Origin of the sequence: Paenibacillus sp. FSL K6-2862, assembly GCF_038005125.1 — a bacterium.
Lineage (GTDB): Bacteria > Bacillota > Bacilli > Paenibacillales > Paenibacillaceae > Paenibacillus > Paenibacillus illinoisensis_A.
Genome location: NZ_JBBOSN010000001.1, coordinates 5,344,267 through 5,361,836, shown reverse-complemented (window position 1 = coordinate 5,361,836; position 17,570 = coordinate 5,344,267). Strand labels below are relative to the sequence as shown.

15 protein-coding genes are annotated in these 17,570 nt (G+C 49.5%); 13 read left to right on the top strand and 2 right to left on the bottom strand.

What is annotated here, in order from left to right; translation table 11 throughout:
• The first annotated feature begins 76 nt into the window (after positions 1-76).
• The 6 genes from MHB82_RS24210 (at position 77) to MHB82_RS24185 (ending at position 9,150) form a co-directional block, all read left to right on the top strand.
• Positions 77-3,415 carry a glycosyl hydrolase gene (locus MHB82_RS24210; protein ID WP_341176053.1) on the top strand — a complete coding sequence of 1,113 codons (3,339 nt, stop codon included), beginning with the start codon at positions 77-79 and terminating at the stop codon, positions 3,413-3,415.
• Between the two features lie 25 nt (positions 3,416-3,440).
• On the top strand, positions 3,441-5,102 hold the full coding sequence (locus MHB82_RS24205) for a glycoside hydrolase family 43 protein (protein ID WP_341176052.1): 1,662 nt from the start codon (positions 3,441-3,443) through the stop codon (positions 5,100-5,102).
• On the top strand, positions 5,080-5,901 hold the full coding sequence (locus MHB82_RS24200) for a polysaccharide deacetylase family protein (protein ID WP_341176051.1): 822 nt from the start codon (positions 5,080-5,082) through the stop codon (positions 5,899-5,901). The genes MHB82_RS24205 and MHB82_RS24200 overlap by 23 nt, the downstream gene beginning before the upstream one ends.
• Before the next feature lie 11 nt (positions 5,902-5,912).
• The gene (locus MHB82_RS24195; protein ID WP_341176050.1) at positions 5,913-8,138 is read left to right on the top strand and encodes a glycoside hydrolase family 88/105 protein; all 2,226 of its coding nucleotides are present in this window, start codon (positions 5,913-5,915) and stop codon (positions 8,136-8,138) included.
• A 220-nt stretch (positions 8,139-8,358) separates the two neighbouring features.
• The gene (locus MHB82_RS24190; protein ID WP_341176049.1) at positions 8,359-8,616 is read left to right on the top strand and encodes a hypothetical protein; all 258 of its coding nucleotides are present in this window, start codon (positions 8,359-8,361) and stop codon (positions 8,614-8,616) included.
• Between the two features lie 102 nt (positions 8,617-8,718).
• Positions 8,719-9,150: a hypothetical protein gene (locus MHB82_RS24185; RefSeq protein WP_341176048.1), complete on the top strand. Its 432-nt coding sequence runs from the start codon at positions 8,719-8,721 to the stop codon at positions 9,148-9,150.
• A 328-nt stretch (positions 9,151-9,478) separates the two neighbouring features.
• Here the strand turns inward: MHB82_RS24185 and MHB82_RS24180 are convergent, their stop codons facing one another.
• On the bottom strand, positions 9,479-10,354 hold the full coding sequence (locus MHB82_RS24180; protein ID WP_341176047.1) for a DUF72 domain-containing protein: 876 nt from the start codon (positions 10,352-10,354) through the stop codon (positions 9,479-9,481).
• Positions 10,355-10,675: 321 nt separating this feature from the next.
• Between MHB82_RS24180 and MHB82_RS24175 the strand changes: the two genes are divergently transcribed.
• From MHB82_RS24175 to MHB82_RS24155, 5 genes are all read left to right on the top strand, one after another.
• Entirely contained in the window at positions 10,676-11,419 is a 744-nt protein-coding gene (locus MHB82_RS24175; protein WP_341176046.1) for a class I SAM-dependent methyltransferase, read from the top strand.
• Positions 11,420-11,441: 22 nt separating this feature from the next.
• A complete protein-coding gene (locus tag MHB82_RS24170; protein ID WP_341176045.1) occupies positions 11,442-12,428 on the top strand; it encodes an MBL fold metallo-hydrolase in 987 nt (328 codons plus the stop codon).
• 209 nt (positions 12,429-12,637) lie between these two features.
• A complete protein-coding gene (locus tag MHB82_RS24165; protein ID WP_341176044.1) occupies positions 12,638-12,973 on the top strand; it encodes a hypothetical protein in 336 nt (111 codons plus the stop codon).
• Positions 12,970-14,010, top strand: coding sequence for an FAD:protein FMN transferase (locus MHB82_RS24160; RefSeq protein WP_341176043.1), 1,041 nt, complete (start codon positions 12,970-12,972; stop codon positions 14,008-14,010). Before MHB82_RS24165 ends, MHB82_RS24160 begins: the two co-directional genes overlap by 4 nt.
• Before the next feature lie 82 nt (positions 14,011-14,092).
• Positions 14,093-14,746: a ferric reductase-like transmembrane domain-containing protein gene (locus MHB82_RS24155; RefSeq protein WP_341176042.1), complete on the top strand. Its 654-nt coding sequence runs from the start codon at positions 14,093-14,095 to the stop codon at positions 14,744-14,746.
• A gap of 105 nt (positions 14,747-14,851) precedes the next feature.
• On the opposite strand, the gene MHB82_RS24150 is transcribed toward MHB82_RS24155, so the two are convergent.
• Entirely contained in the window at positions 14,852-15,418 is a 567-nt protein-coding gene (locus MHB82_RS24150) for a phosphatidylglycerophosphatase A family protein (RefSeq protein WP_095361378.1), read from the bottom strand.
• Positions 15,419-15,613: 195 nt separating this feature from the next.
• Here MHB82_RS24150 and MHB82_RS24145 point away from each other — a divergent pair, with 195 nt between their 5' ends.
• Both MHB82_RS24145 and rph read left to right on the top strand, forming a co-directional pair.
• Complete coding sequence (locus MHB82_RS24145) at positions 15,614-16,669, top strand: GerMN domain-containing protein (RefSeq protein WP_095361379.1); 1,056 nt, start codon at positions 15,614-15,616, stop codon at positions 16,667-16,669.
• Between the two features lie 141 nt (positions 16,670-16,810).
• Complete coding sequence (gene rph, locus MHB82_RS24140) at positions 16,811-17,569, top strand: ribonuclease PH (RefSeq protein ID WP_095293274.1); 759 nt, start codon at positions 16,811-16,813, stop codon at positions 17,567-17,569.
• The last annotated feature ends 1 nt before the right edge of the window (position 17,570 follow it).

Below are 17,570 nucleotides of genomic sequence, written 5' to 3'. Positions count from 1 at the left end.
GCCAAACAAACGTACATGAACATAAATGAACCATAATGGAAGAAAAAAATTCTTTTTTAACAGGGAGGAAAGCGACATGTGGAACGGGGAGGCATTTGCGAATCCCGCCGCGCAGTACCGGATTCATCCCTTCTGGTTTTGGAATGGGGATATGGAGGAAGAGCAGATCAAACGGCAAGTGAATGAAATGTCATCACAGGGTGTGGGCGGTTTTTTCATTTGTCCGCGTCAGGGGCTGCAGATCCCCTATCTGTCGGATGCTTGGTTTGATAAGGTTCGGATTGCGGTGGAAGCAGCCGAGACCTGCGGCATGGAAGTATGGCTGTATGACGAATACCCCTATCCTAGCGGCATGGCAGGTGGTGAGGTCACCCTGGATTTCCCTGAAGCCAAGCAGCGCCAGCTTGTGCATTATCAGCTGCATGTGCAGGGCGGAGAAGCTGCGAGTCATGAGTTGCCATGGGGACGAATTCTGGTTGCCAAAGCCGTTCCAAGAGACACAGAGGGTAATCGGTTATGGGATGAGTCGATTGATTTACGGCATAGCATCGGCAATATCCAGACCGATCAGGTCTATCAGGAGACGGGTCTGACGTCTTATAATCGCAAGCGATTTTTTACATATCGCACGGCTTTCCGCCTGGTGTGGGACCCCCCGGCAGGTAATTGGGATGTAGTCCTGTTTCAGGAAGTGGAGATGGACGATTTCAAATATTACGGCAATTTTGTTGACCCGTGCCACAGGGAAGCGATGAGCCGTTTTATTGAACTTACTCATGACCGATATGCGGCGGCTGTTGGAACTCATTTTGACAGCGTTATCAAAGGCATGTTCTCTGATGAAATTGCACCGCTCGGACGTATTCCCTGGTCTCCTCAGCTGCCTGCATATTTCCGCGAACGCTGTGGATACAGTCTGATTGATTCGCTTCCTGCCCTGTTATACGGCGATGTTCCGGACTCAGCCCGTATTCGGTATGACTATTATCAATCGCTGCATCTGCTTCTCAGGGAGTCATACCATCAGCAGGTGCATGACTGGTGCGAGGATGCGGGAATCCAGTATGCCGCAGAGGTTCCAGGGGTACGAATGACGACTCAGTTGTTCAGCCATATGCCCGGGGGAGACTCCGCACATGAGAAGATTGGGCGCCCCTTATCCTGGATTCTGGAACGGTACGGCAAAAGAATGCGTGATAATCCGAAGATGGTCAGCTCCCTGGCCAGACAGCTGGGACGCAGCCGCAATTTGATCGAGTGCTTTCATAGTGTGGGCTGGTCAATGACGCTGCAGGATGCGAAATGGATGATTGACCGGATGGCTGCCATGGGCACGAATTTCTATAATTTCCACGCTTTTTTCTATACGATTGGCGGGTTAACGAAGCATGATGCACCGCCATCCCAGTTTCTGCAGAATCCATACTGGAAGCATTTTCGTCAGCTTGGAGATTACACGGGACGAATAAGTTATCTCATGAGCACGGGGGCAGCCGATATTCGGATTGCCGTTCTCGATCCGACGACCACATTCTGGAGCCTGATGGGCAATCCTCTGCATGGGTTTGAATACAGCGGTGAAGATGAAGCCGAACGGGCGAGACTGGAGCGGCTTACGAATGATTGGATGCGAATTGGTGTGCATTTGCTAGAGAACAGACGTGACTATGACCATCTGGACCCTGAGCTGCTCGCCGAAGCCGAACTTGCGGGTGGAACGATTCGGATTGGTGCTGCCAGGTACGAAGTACTTATCCTTCCGCCGATGCTGAACCTGGAGGCGGATGCCTGGAAGCAGGTTAGACGTTTTGCTGAGCAGGGAGGAACCGTCATATCAGTCGGACTGCCTCCGTACATCGCAATTCAGGAAGGAAGCCCAGTAGGCAATGAAGCAGCGAACTTCTTCGGTGCAGGGGATAAACCCGAGGAAGAGTATTGGGGTCATGCCGGGGAGATCAGGCAAGGCAGCAGTGAATTAATGTGGCAGCAAGGGGAGGGAGAAGCCTACTTCCTTCCGGTTGGTGCAGGTCAGGGGGATGATTCAACTCTTGAATTAATCTCGCTGCTGCTGGACCAGGTGCTGCCAGAGCCTATCTGTTGGATTATGGAGGAAGAGAGTGCTTCCTTGTTAATGCAGACCCGTCAATTATCGGATGGTGAATATATGGTGTTCCTGTCCAACCAGGAGGGGCGGCAATTAAAGGGACAATTGAAGGTCGTTGCCAAGCGGTTATGGAGCAGTACGGATGTCTCATCGGATAAACGTGTGCTGGCAGAGCGGCTTAATCTGGAGACAGGAGAACGGGAAGTCTTGCCGCTGACCAGCAGCGGAGGTGAATGGTGTATTTCACTCGGGTTTGCCGGGTATGAAGCACACGCTGTGCGGCTGACTCTGCAAGCAAAATCTTCTGAGGATATACCGGGTAACACCGGTCAGACTGAAGTGGCTGCACCATTCAAGCCTGATGCTGTACATCTGCCATCTGCCCCCATTATTTTACCTGTAGAAGGGCCATGGCGACTGGAGGCCATTCAGCCCAATACCCTTCGAATTGGACAGTTCCGTCTTACGGCAACGAATGACAATGGCGTGATCTTGGAAAACAAGCATGCAGGCGTGAAGCCTTTTATCGATCAAGCGGCTGAATTGTCGGGGCATCATCACCTGCCTGTTCAGTTTAATCAGGTATTTGGCACGCCGAAGAAAGCGACAATTGCCTATCCGATTCAATGTCGGTACACCACAGCTTTTGAACTGGGAACGGCTTTGCCCGAGTGCAGCATATTTATGGATCGAGCAGCCATTGCAGGGGCATGGATCATGGAAATCAATGGCAAAACGATTGGGCCTGATCAATTTGAGTCCGTTGAGATCACAGATTATACCAACATTAGCTGTGATATCAATGAGTGGCTGCGCACAGGCTTGAATGAAATAACGATTACGGTACAGGTCACGAAGGATGAGGAAGGAATTCTCGATCCGCTGTATTTGCAGGGACGGTTTGGCGTGGAGTTTCATCACGAAGGGATGGTCTCTTTGGTCCGTGAGCCCGATACAGCCATTCGGATCACGCCTGAGCCGCAGCCGCTGTACCCGTATTATGCAGGAGAGATGAGCTATAAACGCAGCTTTTGGCTGGATCAGCCTGACGCGGATGCCGAATCCTTTGAACTCGAATTCAGTGAATGGCTTGTGCAGGATGTGGCGGAGGTTCTGGTCAACGGTCACAGCCTTGGCGTGCGATGCTGGTCTCCGTATCGCTGGAGTGGAGAAACGTCCTGGCTCCGTTCAGGAGACAACGAGATCGAAGTACGCATCACCAATACGTTGATTGGTCTGCTCGAAGGTACCTATTTTGATTCGGATAGCCATAGTTTGCATGAGACTGGTATTGGATTAGTTGAAGAATAAATTTGGAAATGTGAAGGAGGAGCATATGAGTACAACCCAATCAGGACAGGAAAAAATGGCACCCATCTGGGTCGCAGATCAGGGAGACGGGACGTATCGCAACCCCATACTGCATGCTGATTATTCTGACCCTGACGTCATTCGTGTCGGCGAAGATTTTTATATGACCGCTTCAAGTTTCTCGCACATACCCGGGCTGCCCATTTTGCATTCGAAGGATCTGGTGAACTGGAAACTGGTGCAGTACGCCATTCAGCGGCTAGATCTGGAAGGGTATGATGTACCGCTTCATGGCAAGGGAGTATGGGCACCAAGCATCCGGTATCATGACGGGAAGTACTGGATTTTCTTCAGCACGCCGGATGAAGGCATCTTCATGACAACGGCAGATCACCCCGAGGGCGAATGGTCGCCTCTTCATCTGGTCCATGAGGTGAAGGGCTGGATTGATCCTTGCCCATTATGGGATGAAGATGGTCAAGCCTATTTGGTGCACGCCTTTGCTAAGAGTCGCACAGGCATAAAAAGCAAGATTAAGGTGTGCCGTATGGCTCCGGATGGAAGCAGGCTCCTGGATGAAGGGCAGATTGTTTTTGACGGTACAGCCCAACACCCTACGATTGAGGGGCCGAAGTTTTATAAGCGGGACGGGTACTACTACATTTTTGCCCCTGCCGGGGGTGTGAAGCCTGGATGGCAAACCGTTTTGCGTTCCGAGCAGGTGTTTGGTCCTTATGAGGACCGGATCGTTATGCATCAGGGAGCTTCCAATGTTAATGGTCCTCATCAGGGGGGATACGTGGAACTGGAATCAGGAGAGTCATGGTTCATTCATTTTCAGGATCGGGATGCGTATGGCCGAATCGTTCATCTTCAGCCGATGAAGTGGAACGAAGACGGATGGCCTGTCATTGGCGTAGATCGTGAAGGAAATGGAACAGGTGAGCCTGTGGATGTGTACATCAAACCGGATGTGGGTGCTGCCTACCCGATTACTGTGCCTGATGTTTCAGATGATTTCCAAAATGATCGCATAGGGGTTCAGTGGCAATGGCAGGCCAACTCCCGTCCCGAATGGGCAGAGGTTGTTCCGGACAAGGGACTTGTACTACATATGCATCCTTACCCGGAAGGCATACAATCCCTATTCGGCGTACCGCAGCTGCTTATGCAGAAGCTTCCTGCCTCCGCCTTTGAAGCAACAACCAAGCTGACCTTCTTGCCGAAACGGGAGGGAGACCGAGCGGGGTTCATTGTATTTGGTGATGATTATGCTTGCCTGAGTCTGTCTCAGACGGACACTGGAGCAGTCAGATTGTCCCTGCTCCGCGGAGCCAAACAGCCTGACAACCATTTGCATGCGGATGAATCGGAAGAAACCGGACTGGATTGGAGTGAGCATGGTTCACCGGAAACCGGTTGGACCATTCATCTCCGCTTTTCGCTTGAGGAACCTGCTCGCTGCCAGTTTAGCTGGAGTAAGGACGGAGAAGACTTTCAGCCCATTGGTGCACCGTTTAGGGCAACAACCGCTCTCTGGGTTGGTGCGAAGATGGGGGTTTTTGCTCTAAACACGCGATCTGCGAATCGTGGAGGCCAAGGCGTTTTTCGATATTTTGAGGTGAACGAAACGGTGGAAGAACAGGGTAAGGAGGAGGTCCAAGATGGGACATCGCATTCAGTTTGATCGATATCCTGGTGGTATGATGAAGGCACTGACGCTTAGTTATGATGATGGTGTGGTCCACGACCGGAGGCTGGTTCATATTTTTAATCGTTATGGACTGCGAGGTACTTTCAATCTGAACTCCGGTACGCTCGGGAAACCGGGGCGAATTGAACCGGAGGAAGTCGCTGAACTGTACGCTGGGCATGAAGTGGCTGTGCACACGGTTACTCATCCTACATTGCCATATGTACCGGATGAGCTGTTGAACGAAGAAATCATGGAAGATCGCCGAGCACTGGAGCAGCTTGTTGGTTATCCGGTGAGGGGAATGGCCTATCCCAATGGAGGATTTGATCGCGCACTAAGCACCAAACTGGAATGGTTAGGCCTGGACTATGCCCGGACGGTTGAATCCCACGGCAGATATACGCTGCCTGAACGCCCGCTTGAATGGCACCCGACCTGTCATCATATAAATGACCTGGCAGCGCATGCCGAGCGTTTTATCCAGCATTCCAAAACGGGTACACCGCTCCTGCTCTATGTTTGGGGACACAGTTATGAATTCAATGATAATGATAATTGGGAGATCATTGAGCAGTTTGGCGAGCAGATCGGCGGCAGGGACGATATATGGTATGCAACGAATATCGAGATCATTTCCTATTGGAAAGCGGTCAAACGACTGGAATGTTCAGCGGACCGGTCCATCATCCATAATCCGTCAGCCATATCCGTCTGGTTCACGGCAGATCAGCAGGTCATTGAAGTGCGTGCAGGGGAGACATTGCGTTTAACCGAACGAATCAAGGTATAGGGAAGGGGCTGATGATCATTCGCTATTTTCATGCAAACGAGTCGATTGCAGGTAAGGTCCATCATTCAATTCCGGATATTCTGACGACGGTAGCCCAGCGTTATATCGGCGATCATCCCAAACATTCTTTTTTGTTCCGGGCCTACCACCGTGGAGGTTTCCGCAGACTGGGGGATTACCGTTACGGTCTGAACCTGGACGACAAGTGGCCAGAAGCGAGTACAGGGCAGTACGTATACGTATGGGGCAAGTTATGGAGTCAGCAGGAGACTACGCTGAACACAGGCCTGAACTGCTACAGTCCAGTAACGATTTATGTCAACGGGGAAGAGGCTTTCAAATCCGAGCTGCTGCAGGAGCTATTCCCAGAGCGAAGAACACAGATTCCAATTCCCGTAAAGGCCGGCTGGAATGACGTCTTGCTTTGTTTTGTCAAAACAGAGGTTGGTTTCGGCGGCATTTATGGTACCGCTTCCTTCAAGAATTTCCCGCTTCATTTCCTCACTCCGGGAGTGGATCGGCAAGGTCAGGAAGGCTGGCTGTATTCCGAACCTCTTGATGAACCTGTAACTTCGATTCCCCATGATGGAATGACGGAAGAAGAAACGGGGCTTTCCTGGTATCCACGAAGAGAATGGACAGAAGAAGAGCGAGAGGTCGGCACTTTCGCGAGGATCTTTGGTACAGAACAACCAGCCGTGGCCTACGCGTGGACCAAGCTGGATGTAACATTGCCGGGATCATCTCCTGTAGTATTGCAAGGTCAGCATGTAGGTGCCCTTCAATTGTACCTGGACGGTAAGGAAGTATATACCTCAGACAAAAGTGGACCTTATCGCGTGGAACTGCCGCGTCGGTATGGATTATCCGATCTGGTCGTACGAGGGGAAACCAAGGCCGGGGAGGCCCATTGGGGGTTCACGCTGGAATCGCCCGGGGACTCGGGTTCAGATGGCTGGAGATTGAGCTCTCCGCATCCGGTTGCCGGCAGTTCAGATGTATGGCTGTATACCGGGAAATTTGCTCCGGGTTCCGCACCTTCACCCACAGATATTGTCGTGACCGATACTGTTTTTGATGATGGATCGAAAGGAGTCTATTGGCATGTGGATCAGCCGAATACGAGCGTTCGCCCATATCTCGAAAATACACATTACGGAAAATGGAATTATCCTTTAGGGGTTACGCTGCTTGGACTTCTGCTTATCGGACAGGAGCTGAAACGTGACGATTACATCCAGTATGTTCGAGAGCATATCGGCCTAAGTACTTCGTTCGACCGTTACGGTCTATGGGACCGTGAAACCTACGGTGCAGCAGGAATTAACAACCAGTTGTCAGCAATCGACAGTCTGGATGATTGTGGTTCGTTTGGATCAACACTGCTGGCTGCGATGGAACTGGGAGACATTCGCGGGGGCCGAGATACGGCAGATCGCATTGCCCGTTATATTACGGATGAGCAGGAACGGCTGGAGGATGGAGCCTTTTATCGTGTTCGCGGAAGCGGAGAGATGCGTCACGAAACGATGTGGTGTGATGATCTGTACATGAGCACACCATTCCTGATGCGTTATGGTCAGCTGACGGGCAATACGGCGTATTGGGATGATGCTGTTAACCAGTTCCTGTTATTCCGTCAATATCTCTATATTCCTGAGCAGCAGATCATGTCGCATGTGTATGATTTTGTGCGTGGGCGGGCAACAGGCATTCCATGGGGGCGTGGAAACGGTTGGGTTCTCTTCTCCCTGACCGAGCTATTAAGCATTCTGCCTCAGAATCATGCAAGGCGTTCGGAATTGCTGAGCTTCTACCGTGATCTGTGTCAGGGATATTTGGCGCTGCAAGGGGAAAATGGCCTGTGGCATCAGGTGCTGAACCGTCCGGACTCCTATGAGGAAACCTCATGCACGTCGATGTTCATCTACGCTTATGCCCGTGGAATTCGCGAGGGATGGCTTGAGACACCTGCGCCATATCTGAAAGCTGTCCTCAAAGGATGGGAAGGCATGACAAGGCTGTCCATTGACTACAAAGGCAATATATATGGCGTATGCCGCGGGTCGGGTTATTCCTTTACCGCGCTCTACTATCGGGACGATCTGGGCTGGATTCTGAACGATACTCACGGGATCGGCATTGTACTCCTGGCAGGGATTGAAGTGCATAAAATGAACCAGCAGCTCAGCGGGATGGAGATTACTGAAGAAGAGGGTACGATGCAGAAGGCTTAGGAGATAACATAAGCTTCAGAGTGGGTGGAGGCTATTTTAGGGATTTCCTAAAATAGCCTTTTTCTTTCTCAACTATTAAACAATCAGCTATGTGAATTTTTGAAATGAATAGAGGGGATTTGATTATAAGCTCACAGAATATATGTAGAATTACCTATTTACCCTGGACTTAGCGGCTTGAATAGTAGAAGGAGGTTTTTTTATAGAACTACAGAAGAAGATGAGTGCTTTATTTCAAGAGTTGAACTTTGAAAAGGCTATTGTAAATGGCAGCACATTGTTATTTCACTCAGGTTTCTATTACAAAATAACCCTTGTTAAAGGACTGAACTCTTATGTCCTGGAATTCGCAACTAGTTACGATGAGGCGATAAAGAATATGTTTGAGGATGGTGACGTCTATCCTATTTCATTAGGTGAAGATCAACTAATTAATGAGCTACGTCATGATTTATTAAAATACTATATAAACATGTAGTTTACTGCGTAATTATATTTTGTGAAAGTTCTAAAGAGGCTGGGGCTCAATATAAAGAGAATGGTTCCAGAGAGCACAAATCATTAATTTGGGGGGATCCGCATGTCTAATTCATCCTCTTTTGAGATAGCTTTATCAAAGCCAGTCGCGAGAATGATTATTCTCCAAAAACTTGAAGAATTCGGCTGGTCATATAACGATCATGGAAAAGTAACTTTTCTGCCGGTTGGGGATGTAGATGACTTTGATTGGCAGCATGAATGTATTCCTTTAGAAGAACTGTTTAAGATATTAGCCGAAAAAGATAATCAAAAAGAGTTAATCGGAGTGGTTATGACTTGGAGAGATACAAACATAGGGGGGACATTTTTAGTTAGAGAGAATGGTACCATAATTATGAGTCCTGATATTAATCGAAGAATCCTTAATGTAGAGAGTTACAACAAAATAACGGATATAAACTGGTATATGACTAAATTAGTTCCAGTATTTGGTCCATTACTTGAGTCCATTTCTTACGAAGAACATGTTTAGAGATCAGGGGGATCAAAATATGGCTCGATTTCAGTGTAAATGTGGCGTAACGCTATCCAATTCAAAGGCCCCAAATGATGTTGAGTTGACAGTATACACAGATAAGGAATGGGACGACATTATTAATCAAGGTGACTTCATTGATCCTATATCGATACCATTCCCTCGGTATGATGTTTGGAGATGTAATAGTTGTGAAAGGATTTATGTTTTTGATGGAAATACAGTAGTTAGAACCTATATTTTAGAACAGAGCGACCTCGGTAATCTAAAATAATTTTACCTCCAATCGATATGTCATTGCATATAATGGTTGTGCCCAGATTTTTTAAAATAGCTCCAGCTGCTCAGGCCCATCCTCTTCCTCGTCAGGTGTACGATCTGGAAATGGTCGGATCGGAATATCCAGCAGTTCCATCATCATTTGCGCATTGGCTGCTGCATCGCCACCCGAATTGTTATTGAAAATCACATAGACATCCTTACTCTGCTCATGCAGCTGTTCCAGATATCCTTTCCATTCCATCAACTCTTCCTTGTTGTACCGATACAAGTAACGGGTCTCCCGCCAGTTGGGTGCACCGTTCTGGTGCCAGCCTGACACATTGCGTCCGTGCATCCGCACGAGCGTCATCTCCGAATCCGTCGCCTGCGGTACAATTGGTATGGAGCCTGGGCCCGCCTGCGGCTCGTCACAGACACTGTGAATCCAGCCTTGTTCCCGCAGAAAAGCAAGTGTCCGCTCAAGCATGTTATCCTCGTACCAACTGCGATGGCGAAACTCGAGCGCACACGGAATGCCTTCCATTCGTAATTTCACCTCACGCAGCTCGTTAACGTTATCACGATTACAGTCAAACCACGGCGGATATTGGAACAGGGCTGCCCGCATTTTGCCGGCTTCCATTACCGGCTCCAATGACTCCCGAAAAGCCTTGTACATGTCTGAGGTACTGGTGAAATAAGGTTTGCCCCTTAGATGCCCGGTCATCCCCTGATATGCTTTGACGATAAACGAAAAGTCATCCGGTGTTTCAGCTGCCCAGCGTGCCATCCGGTCCCGAGGCTGAACAGCATAGAAGGAACTGTCGACCTCTACGGTTGAAAAGTACTGTCCATATAAACGCAGCTTGTCCTTGGCTTTGGTACGATCGGGATACAGATCATCATGATCTCCCCATCCTGTGAGTCCAATATGAATCATAAGTAACACCTCCTGCTGTTTCTGTCTCTATGTAGTCCAATGGCGATTCAAGCATGTATGCCTCTGGATGGTCGGACTATATACCAGTCGTCAGGTAAACCTTTAGAAAAGCTTATATATAGTTAACCGGTTTGCGGGCACGTGACTATGTTTAACATTATATAGGGCAAATTCAGGCCGTTCAATGAACGGGAGCCGCTGGAAATCTTTGAGTTTGAAGAATAAAGAAGATACAATGACTACAAGCTTAGGTATGATCAGCCCTATATCAAGTACGTTACAGAGAGAACAGGGCCATTGACCATGTGGAGGGCGATACGAATGACGGAATGGTATGAAGAGAGCTTTGGAGAAGACTACCTTCTCGTATACAAGCACAGGGATGTGCAGGGAGCATATGAAGAAGTACATAAAATGATCAATTGGTTAAAACTTGAGCCGCAGGCACGGGTTCTGGATCTATGCTGCGGTATGGGACGGCATTCCTTGGCTCTGGCAGACGCAGGCTTCCGGGTCACCGGGATTGACCTGTCGGATGTGCTTCTGCGTGAAGCGCGGGAGATGGACACCGAGAATCGGGTGGAATGGGTTCATGCCGACATGCGTAATCTGCCGCTCCAAGGTGGATTTGATGCGGTAGTCAACCTGTTTACATCGTTCGGCTATTTTCGTGAGGATGGTGAGCAGCTCAAGGTGCTTCAGGGCATCCGTCATATGCTGAAGCCTGGCGGCAGCTACATTATTGATTTTATGAATACGGCTTACGTAACCCGTCATTTGGTTCCGCATTCCAAACGAGAGACGGAAGGGCATCGTATTGAGGAGTTTCGCCAGATCAAGAACGGATTTGTGCAGAAGGAAATTCACATTACCGATTCAGGGTCCAGTCAGAAACCCCGGATTCATGAGGAACGGGTCAAGCTATACACCCGTGAACAATTAAGTGAGCTGCTGCAGGAGGCAGGGCTTGTGGTAGATCAGGTTCATGGAGGGTATGACGAGGAGCAATATGATGAGCAGCATTCCCCGCGCATGATTTTTGTTGGTCATCGGCCTGTAGAGTAAGAACAGCAGGGAGGAGAAGAAAATGAAACGAACGGAAGCAATCAGCATGCCAGAGGGCATGCATCGGCTTCAGATCACGATGTCTTTCCCGCTGCGATGGGTGAACAGTTACGTGCTCCATGATGCTGATGGAAGGATAACCGTGGTTGATCCAGGCCCGCGCAACCAGGGAACAGAACAGGAATGGCAGGAAGCTCTAACCAATCTGGGATTGTCTTTTCAGGACATTGGTCAAATAGTGTTGACCCACCATCATCCCGATCATCTCGGCTTGTCAGGCTGGATGCAGCAGAAGTCAGGCGCGCCTGTACGCATGTCTGCCAGGTCGCGTCAAGAGGCAGATTACATGTGGGGCCCGAGTGCAACCATTGATGTGGTACTGCCTGAATACTATCGCCAACATGGAATGCCGGATGAGAAGACCATACAAATTGCTGAACATATGAAGGGATTCGTCTCTCAGATCACCCCCTTGCCGGATGTGACGTTCATTGAAGATGGGGAGTGGCTGGATATGGGCGGCAAAAGGTGGGTAGCCATCGAGACAGGTGGACATGCCCCAGGGCATCTATCCTTTTATGCACCAGAATCCAGTGAAATGTTGTGCGGCGATGCCGTACTGCCACAGATTTCGCCCAATATCAGCTTGCAGCCGGGAAGTGATGACCAGCCATTGTTATCTTATCTTCAGGGGCTGCACCGTCTAGGGAGTTTGGATGTCGAGAAGGCATATCCGGGGCATCGAAATCCATTCAGCCATTTTACAGACCGAACCTCTCATCTGCTCGCTCATCATGAGGAACGGCTTCAGAAGATGGATGAACATATTACTCTGCACCCGTCGAACGGGTATGACGTTTGTGTTTCCTTGTTTGGTGATCGGTTGGGCACACATCAGCTGCGCTTTGCCATGAGTGAAACACTCGCTCATCTTCGGGAGTTGATCCGGCGGGGGCATATTGTGCAGGAACAGAGAGTGGATGGATCATTTTTTTTCAAAAAAGCATAACGGAGTTCATTAGAAAATAGGAAAAGCAATCATTCATAAGGCTAAGGCTCTGTAATGGGAGAACATCTCCCGTTCAGGGCCTATTTTGTGTATATGGAATCGGAGGAAATGGAAAGCTTTAGCCTTTCTTAACGGTTCATTCATCTGCTTTTAATCCAGGGCCCATAAGATAAGTGCATGAACTTCGCTAGAGAAAGTAGGGAAGAGCGATGAACAGAAAGAAACGAAATCAATGGAGAAAATGGCAAGCCTCAGCGATGGCAACATTAACGGTGGCTGCACTCTTTCAATATGTAAGATCCTCTGATGCCTTTGATGTTGCATATGCGGCAGCCAATGGAACAGATACCGATAGCTTACCTGCAAGTCATTCGAATACCCGTGACGATGTAATGGATGAATGGGCAGGCAGCTTTGTCCAGAACCAGGAAGAGGAACATGGCGACCGCAGCAGATCCTATAGCAGGGATTTCAGTCAGTCTGATCGGGTATCTGACTCAGGAACCGGCAGTGGCAGTTACCAGTCACGCACAGGTGCATCATGAGCCGCGCTGCGGAGACCACGCGTCCGTTTAAGTTCAGATTTCGTGCAATGAATACGGATGTGGAGGTTCAGCTGGTAACCGCCGGACGTGAAGAAGCTGAGCATGCAGCAGCGCTTGTGAAAAACTGGTTTGAAACGCAAGAGCAGCGCTTCAGTCGGTTTATATCCAATAGTGAATTGAATCGTCTGAATCGATCGGTGGGATGGATGCCAGTTTCCGCTGCCATGGATGAGGTATTGAGTTTGGCATACGGATATATAGGCCAGACGGAAGGGATTTTTCAACCGGGCATTTCAAAAGCCCTTCGGCAACAGGGATATGATGTCAGCTTCGAGCAGATCGGGCAGAATGAGCGCAGCATAACGCAGTCCCTTCTGCATACCTCAACCTTGGTTGCCGCATTAATTCCGGAAGAAGAGCGCGATTATACCTGTCCAGGATGGATGCACAGAGAGGGCAGCCGGATGGTACATCTGTATCCCGGGGTTGAACTGGACCTGGGCGGTATTGTGAAAGGCTGGGCAACGGAACGCATTGCGGATTGGCTGCAGCGCACACTTCACATTCCTGCAGGCATGATTAATGCGGGAGGAGATATTCAGATGTGGGGTACGCCTGAGTCTTCTGCATGGACTGTGTATATCAAGGACCCTTTGCTGGATAAACGCAATCTGACAGGAAGCATTCAGTTACACTCAGGTGCAGTTGCGACTTCAGGAATTGCACGAAGACAGTGGCAGCAGACGGATGGAAGTCTGTCCCATCATTTGATTGACCCGCGGACAATGAAGCCGGCTGATACAGATGTGGTGCAATGCACCGCCCTAGGCCAGCATGTCTCGCAATGCGAGATTATCGCGAAGACCGTCTGTATCCTGGGAAGTGCTGAAGCGATGGGCTGGCTGAACAGGCACTATGACCTGCATGATGTTTTATGGATGACCAGGGAAGCTAAATTCTGGTTCAGAGGGGATATGGATGCACTCGAAGAGCGGTGGCCAGGCTTTGAACCGGATCACTGCTTCAGCCTTATTTAAAGATGAGTATCCTGCATCTAGTTTTTTATATTAACGCAAAGTGATGGTACGATAAGTCTATCAGATATGGGGGAGCATGGCTATGGCACAATGGATTGTTGATCATGTACCGACGTGGAATATTATTCGTATTAGCGGGATAGCTGCTTATCTGCTGCTCTTTGCTGGCGTCTTTCTGGGAATAGCCCAAGGGATGCCTGCTGCCAAAGGCAAACCCAAAGCCACCATGTTCCAGTGGCATACCCGGACGACCTGGCTTGCCTTTGGACTTGGTATACTGCATGCACTAACTCTGTATATCGATCATTACAGTCCGTTTACCTGGAGTGAACTGCTTATTCCATTTAGTGCCTCAGTCCATCCTGTTGGAAGCGGACTTGGGACCTTGTCCTTTTACGCCTTGCTGATCGTGCTGCTCTCCAGTGATCTGCGTAACAAACTGGGCCGCAAATGGTGGTTTATGTTCCACATGCTGTCCTATCCTGCATTTATCGGTTTGCTGGTGCATGGCATGATTACAGGTTCCGATTCGGGGAATGTACTGATGCGTTTAATGTACGTCTTTACCGGCTTGTCCATCCTTGGCATTACGGTTCTGCGGGGGCTTCTGCGTGAACGCAAAGGACCGCAAATCACGATTGGACCCAATCATTCACAGTCACAGCCAGCCATGGAACGCCTCTGGGGCGAAGCATACGGACTCGTTGGAGCAGGGAGACAGGAACGGTTAAAATAGGCGAGTTAACATCTGATGTATACGAAAAAGAAGCGGCCCAAGGGCCGCTTTTTCCATGAGCTCGTCCTTTATGGACATGTCTCATTTCCGTATGACAAATGTGGGTTAAACGACATCATCACTGACCGGTTTCTGACCTAACGCTTCTTCCAGCTCCGACTGTTTGCGGTGCGCGATTCGGCTGCTTGCTGCCGAGGCTATGGCCCCGACAATATCATCCAGAAACGTATGTACAGGTCCCAGGCTTTTATCGTTCAGCCGTTCAAGTACACCAGGCTTAAGCTTGTCTACATAACCGTAATTCGTGAATCCGATGCTGCCGTATACATTGACGATGGAGAATGCGAGAATCTCATCCACGCCGTACAGCCCTTCATCATTCTCGATCATCTCCTGCAAAGGCGAAATGAGTTGACCCTGCTCTGCGAGCAGATCCAGCTGAATGCCTGTCAGAACGGCGTTCTGCACTTCCCGCTTGCGAAGAACCTTCTCCACGTTATCAATACATTCTTCCATCGTAAGATCCGGATAGTATTTTTTCTGCAATAACATGACCAGTTCTGCGATCTCTGGGATCGTGACGCCCCGCTTGTGCAGCCATTCCCTTGTAGCGTCCGCGACTTTGCGGCTGTTCAGGCTGTAAGGGATTTTTTCTTGTTCTGGATGTTCCATGGGCGATTCCTCCTCTGAAGTTAGCAATGTCCCTACACTTGATTCCTAATACGTATTAACCCGTTTTGTGTTTCTTTCTTTCAATATTGTTTTTGCTTGGTGCATCAGGGCATGTTTAAAAAGTAGTTATTTTTTGGACGAAGGCTCGTATACATGGTAGTACAAACTGTAAAAATGATGAGGGGGAACGTGATCATGAGTAAGATCCGATATATGCGTACGGCATCAGCAGCAGCGCTGCTGAGCATTCCGATGGTGTTGTCCGGCTGCGGCATGTTTAATGCACAGTCATCCGAGGCTATCGATCCACCGCCGCCCATCCAGGAGGCAGCTATGATTCAAGCAGCCGAGGGCAATGGGACACTCGCAACCCTTCCGCTCACAACAGTCTATTTGCAGGATCAGCAAGGATTGCTCGCTCCGGTATCACTGACGCTTCCGGCAGGTTCTGACGTTAGTAGTCCGAAGACTGCATTGGATACACTAGTAACAGGTGGTGCTTATGCAGGAATGCTGCCTGAAGGATTCCAAGGTGTTCTTCCACAAGGCACGGTGGTACAGAATGTGACCATTCATCCGGACGACAAGCTTGCAGTCGTGGAGTTCTCAGGTAACTTTGCCAAATACGACGCCAAGGATGAGCGCAAAATGCTGGAAGCCGTCACGTGGACGTTGACAGGTACACCGGATGTGGAGAACGTGCAGATCTGGGTGGACGGCAAAAAGCTGACTCAAATGCCGGTAAACAGTACTCCGCTTCCTGAACCGCTGAATCGGGCGGTAGGTATCAATCTTGATTTGGGAGACACGTTCACCACCAACAGCAGTCCAGTCACCGTGTATTTCTCAGCTGCTTCGCCTGCGGGCATTCAATATTATGTTCCGGTTACGCGCCTGGTCACACCAGGTACGGACCGGGTGCAAGCCGCGCTCAATGAGCTGATTAAAGGGCCAGCCAAGGGTGGTGAGCTGGAAGAGGTCATGACAGGCGGCACCGAATTGCAATCCGTCAAAACGGCGGAGGATGGAACCGTTACGGTTGCACTCAAAGACGATATGTTCGTCGAAGGAGATGCGGTGCCAAGCGAGCTGCTGCAGTCGGTCGTATTGACAACGACAGAAAATACAGCGAGCAAGGATGCCAAGGTTCAAATCGAGTGGAACGGCCAAAAAACAGTCATGGGTGACGATAACCGGGATTATAGTTCGCCGGTCTCCAAGCCCGAGTATATCAATGAAATTCCGATCTAGGATTGGGACAAAATCGGGGACGGGTAACAGAGTCTTTGGCGGATAGATGCTTTTAACAGAACTCTTTGGTAAAATAAAAAGGATTAGTAAAGTGTGACTCAGTTCAACAATTACAGGATGCTTAAGTCGTAGGAGGCAGAAATGATGAGATCTAACGGACGAACCAGCGAACAGCTGCGGCCGATGAATTTAACAATTAACACAAATAAATACGCCGAAGGTTCTGTACTGATTGAAGTCGGGGATACCAAGGTTATCTGTACCGCAACGGTGGAGGAACGCGTTCCTCCTTTCATGAAAGGACAAGGCAAGGGATGGGTTACCGCAGAATATTCCATGCTTCCCCGTGCAACACATACGCGGAATCAGCGTGAAGCGAACCGCGGAAAGCTGACTGGACGTACGATGGAAATCCAGCGTCTGATCGGCCGTGCACTTCGCTCTGTGGTTAACCTGCAGGCGCTCGGCGAGCGGACCATTACCCTGGACTGTGACGTCATTCAAGCAGACGGAGGGACTCGTACAACATCCATTACCGGCTCGTTTGTTGCTCTGGCACTGGCTGTGAACAAAATTGCCCAACAGCACCGCCTGCAAACCTTCCCCATCACGGATTTCATTGCAGCTGTGAGTGTAGGTGTAGTCGGAGAACAGCCTGTTCTGGATCTGAATTATGATGAGGATTCCAAGGCAAAAGTAGACATGAACCTGGTCATGACAGGTGGCGGAAAATATGTAGAGCTGCAAGGAACAGGCGAAGAAGCCCCATTTGACCGCCGTGAGCTGAATGCCATGCTGGAACTGGGTGAGCAGGGAATCCTGGAGATGATTGAGCGGCAAAAAGAAGTGCTTGGACCGATTGCTCTCAAGATCGGTGCTAGTGGATTAGGAGAAGCCTAAG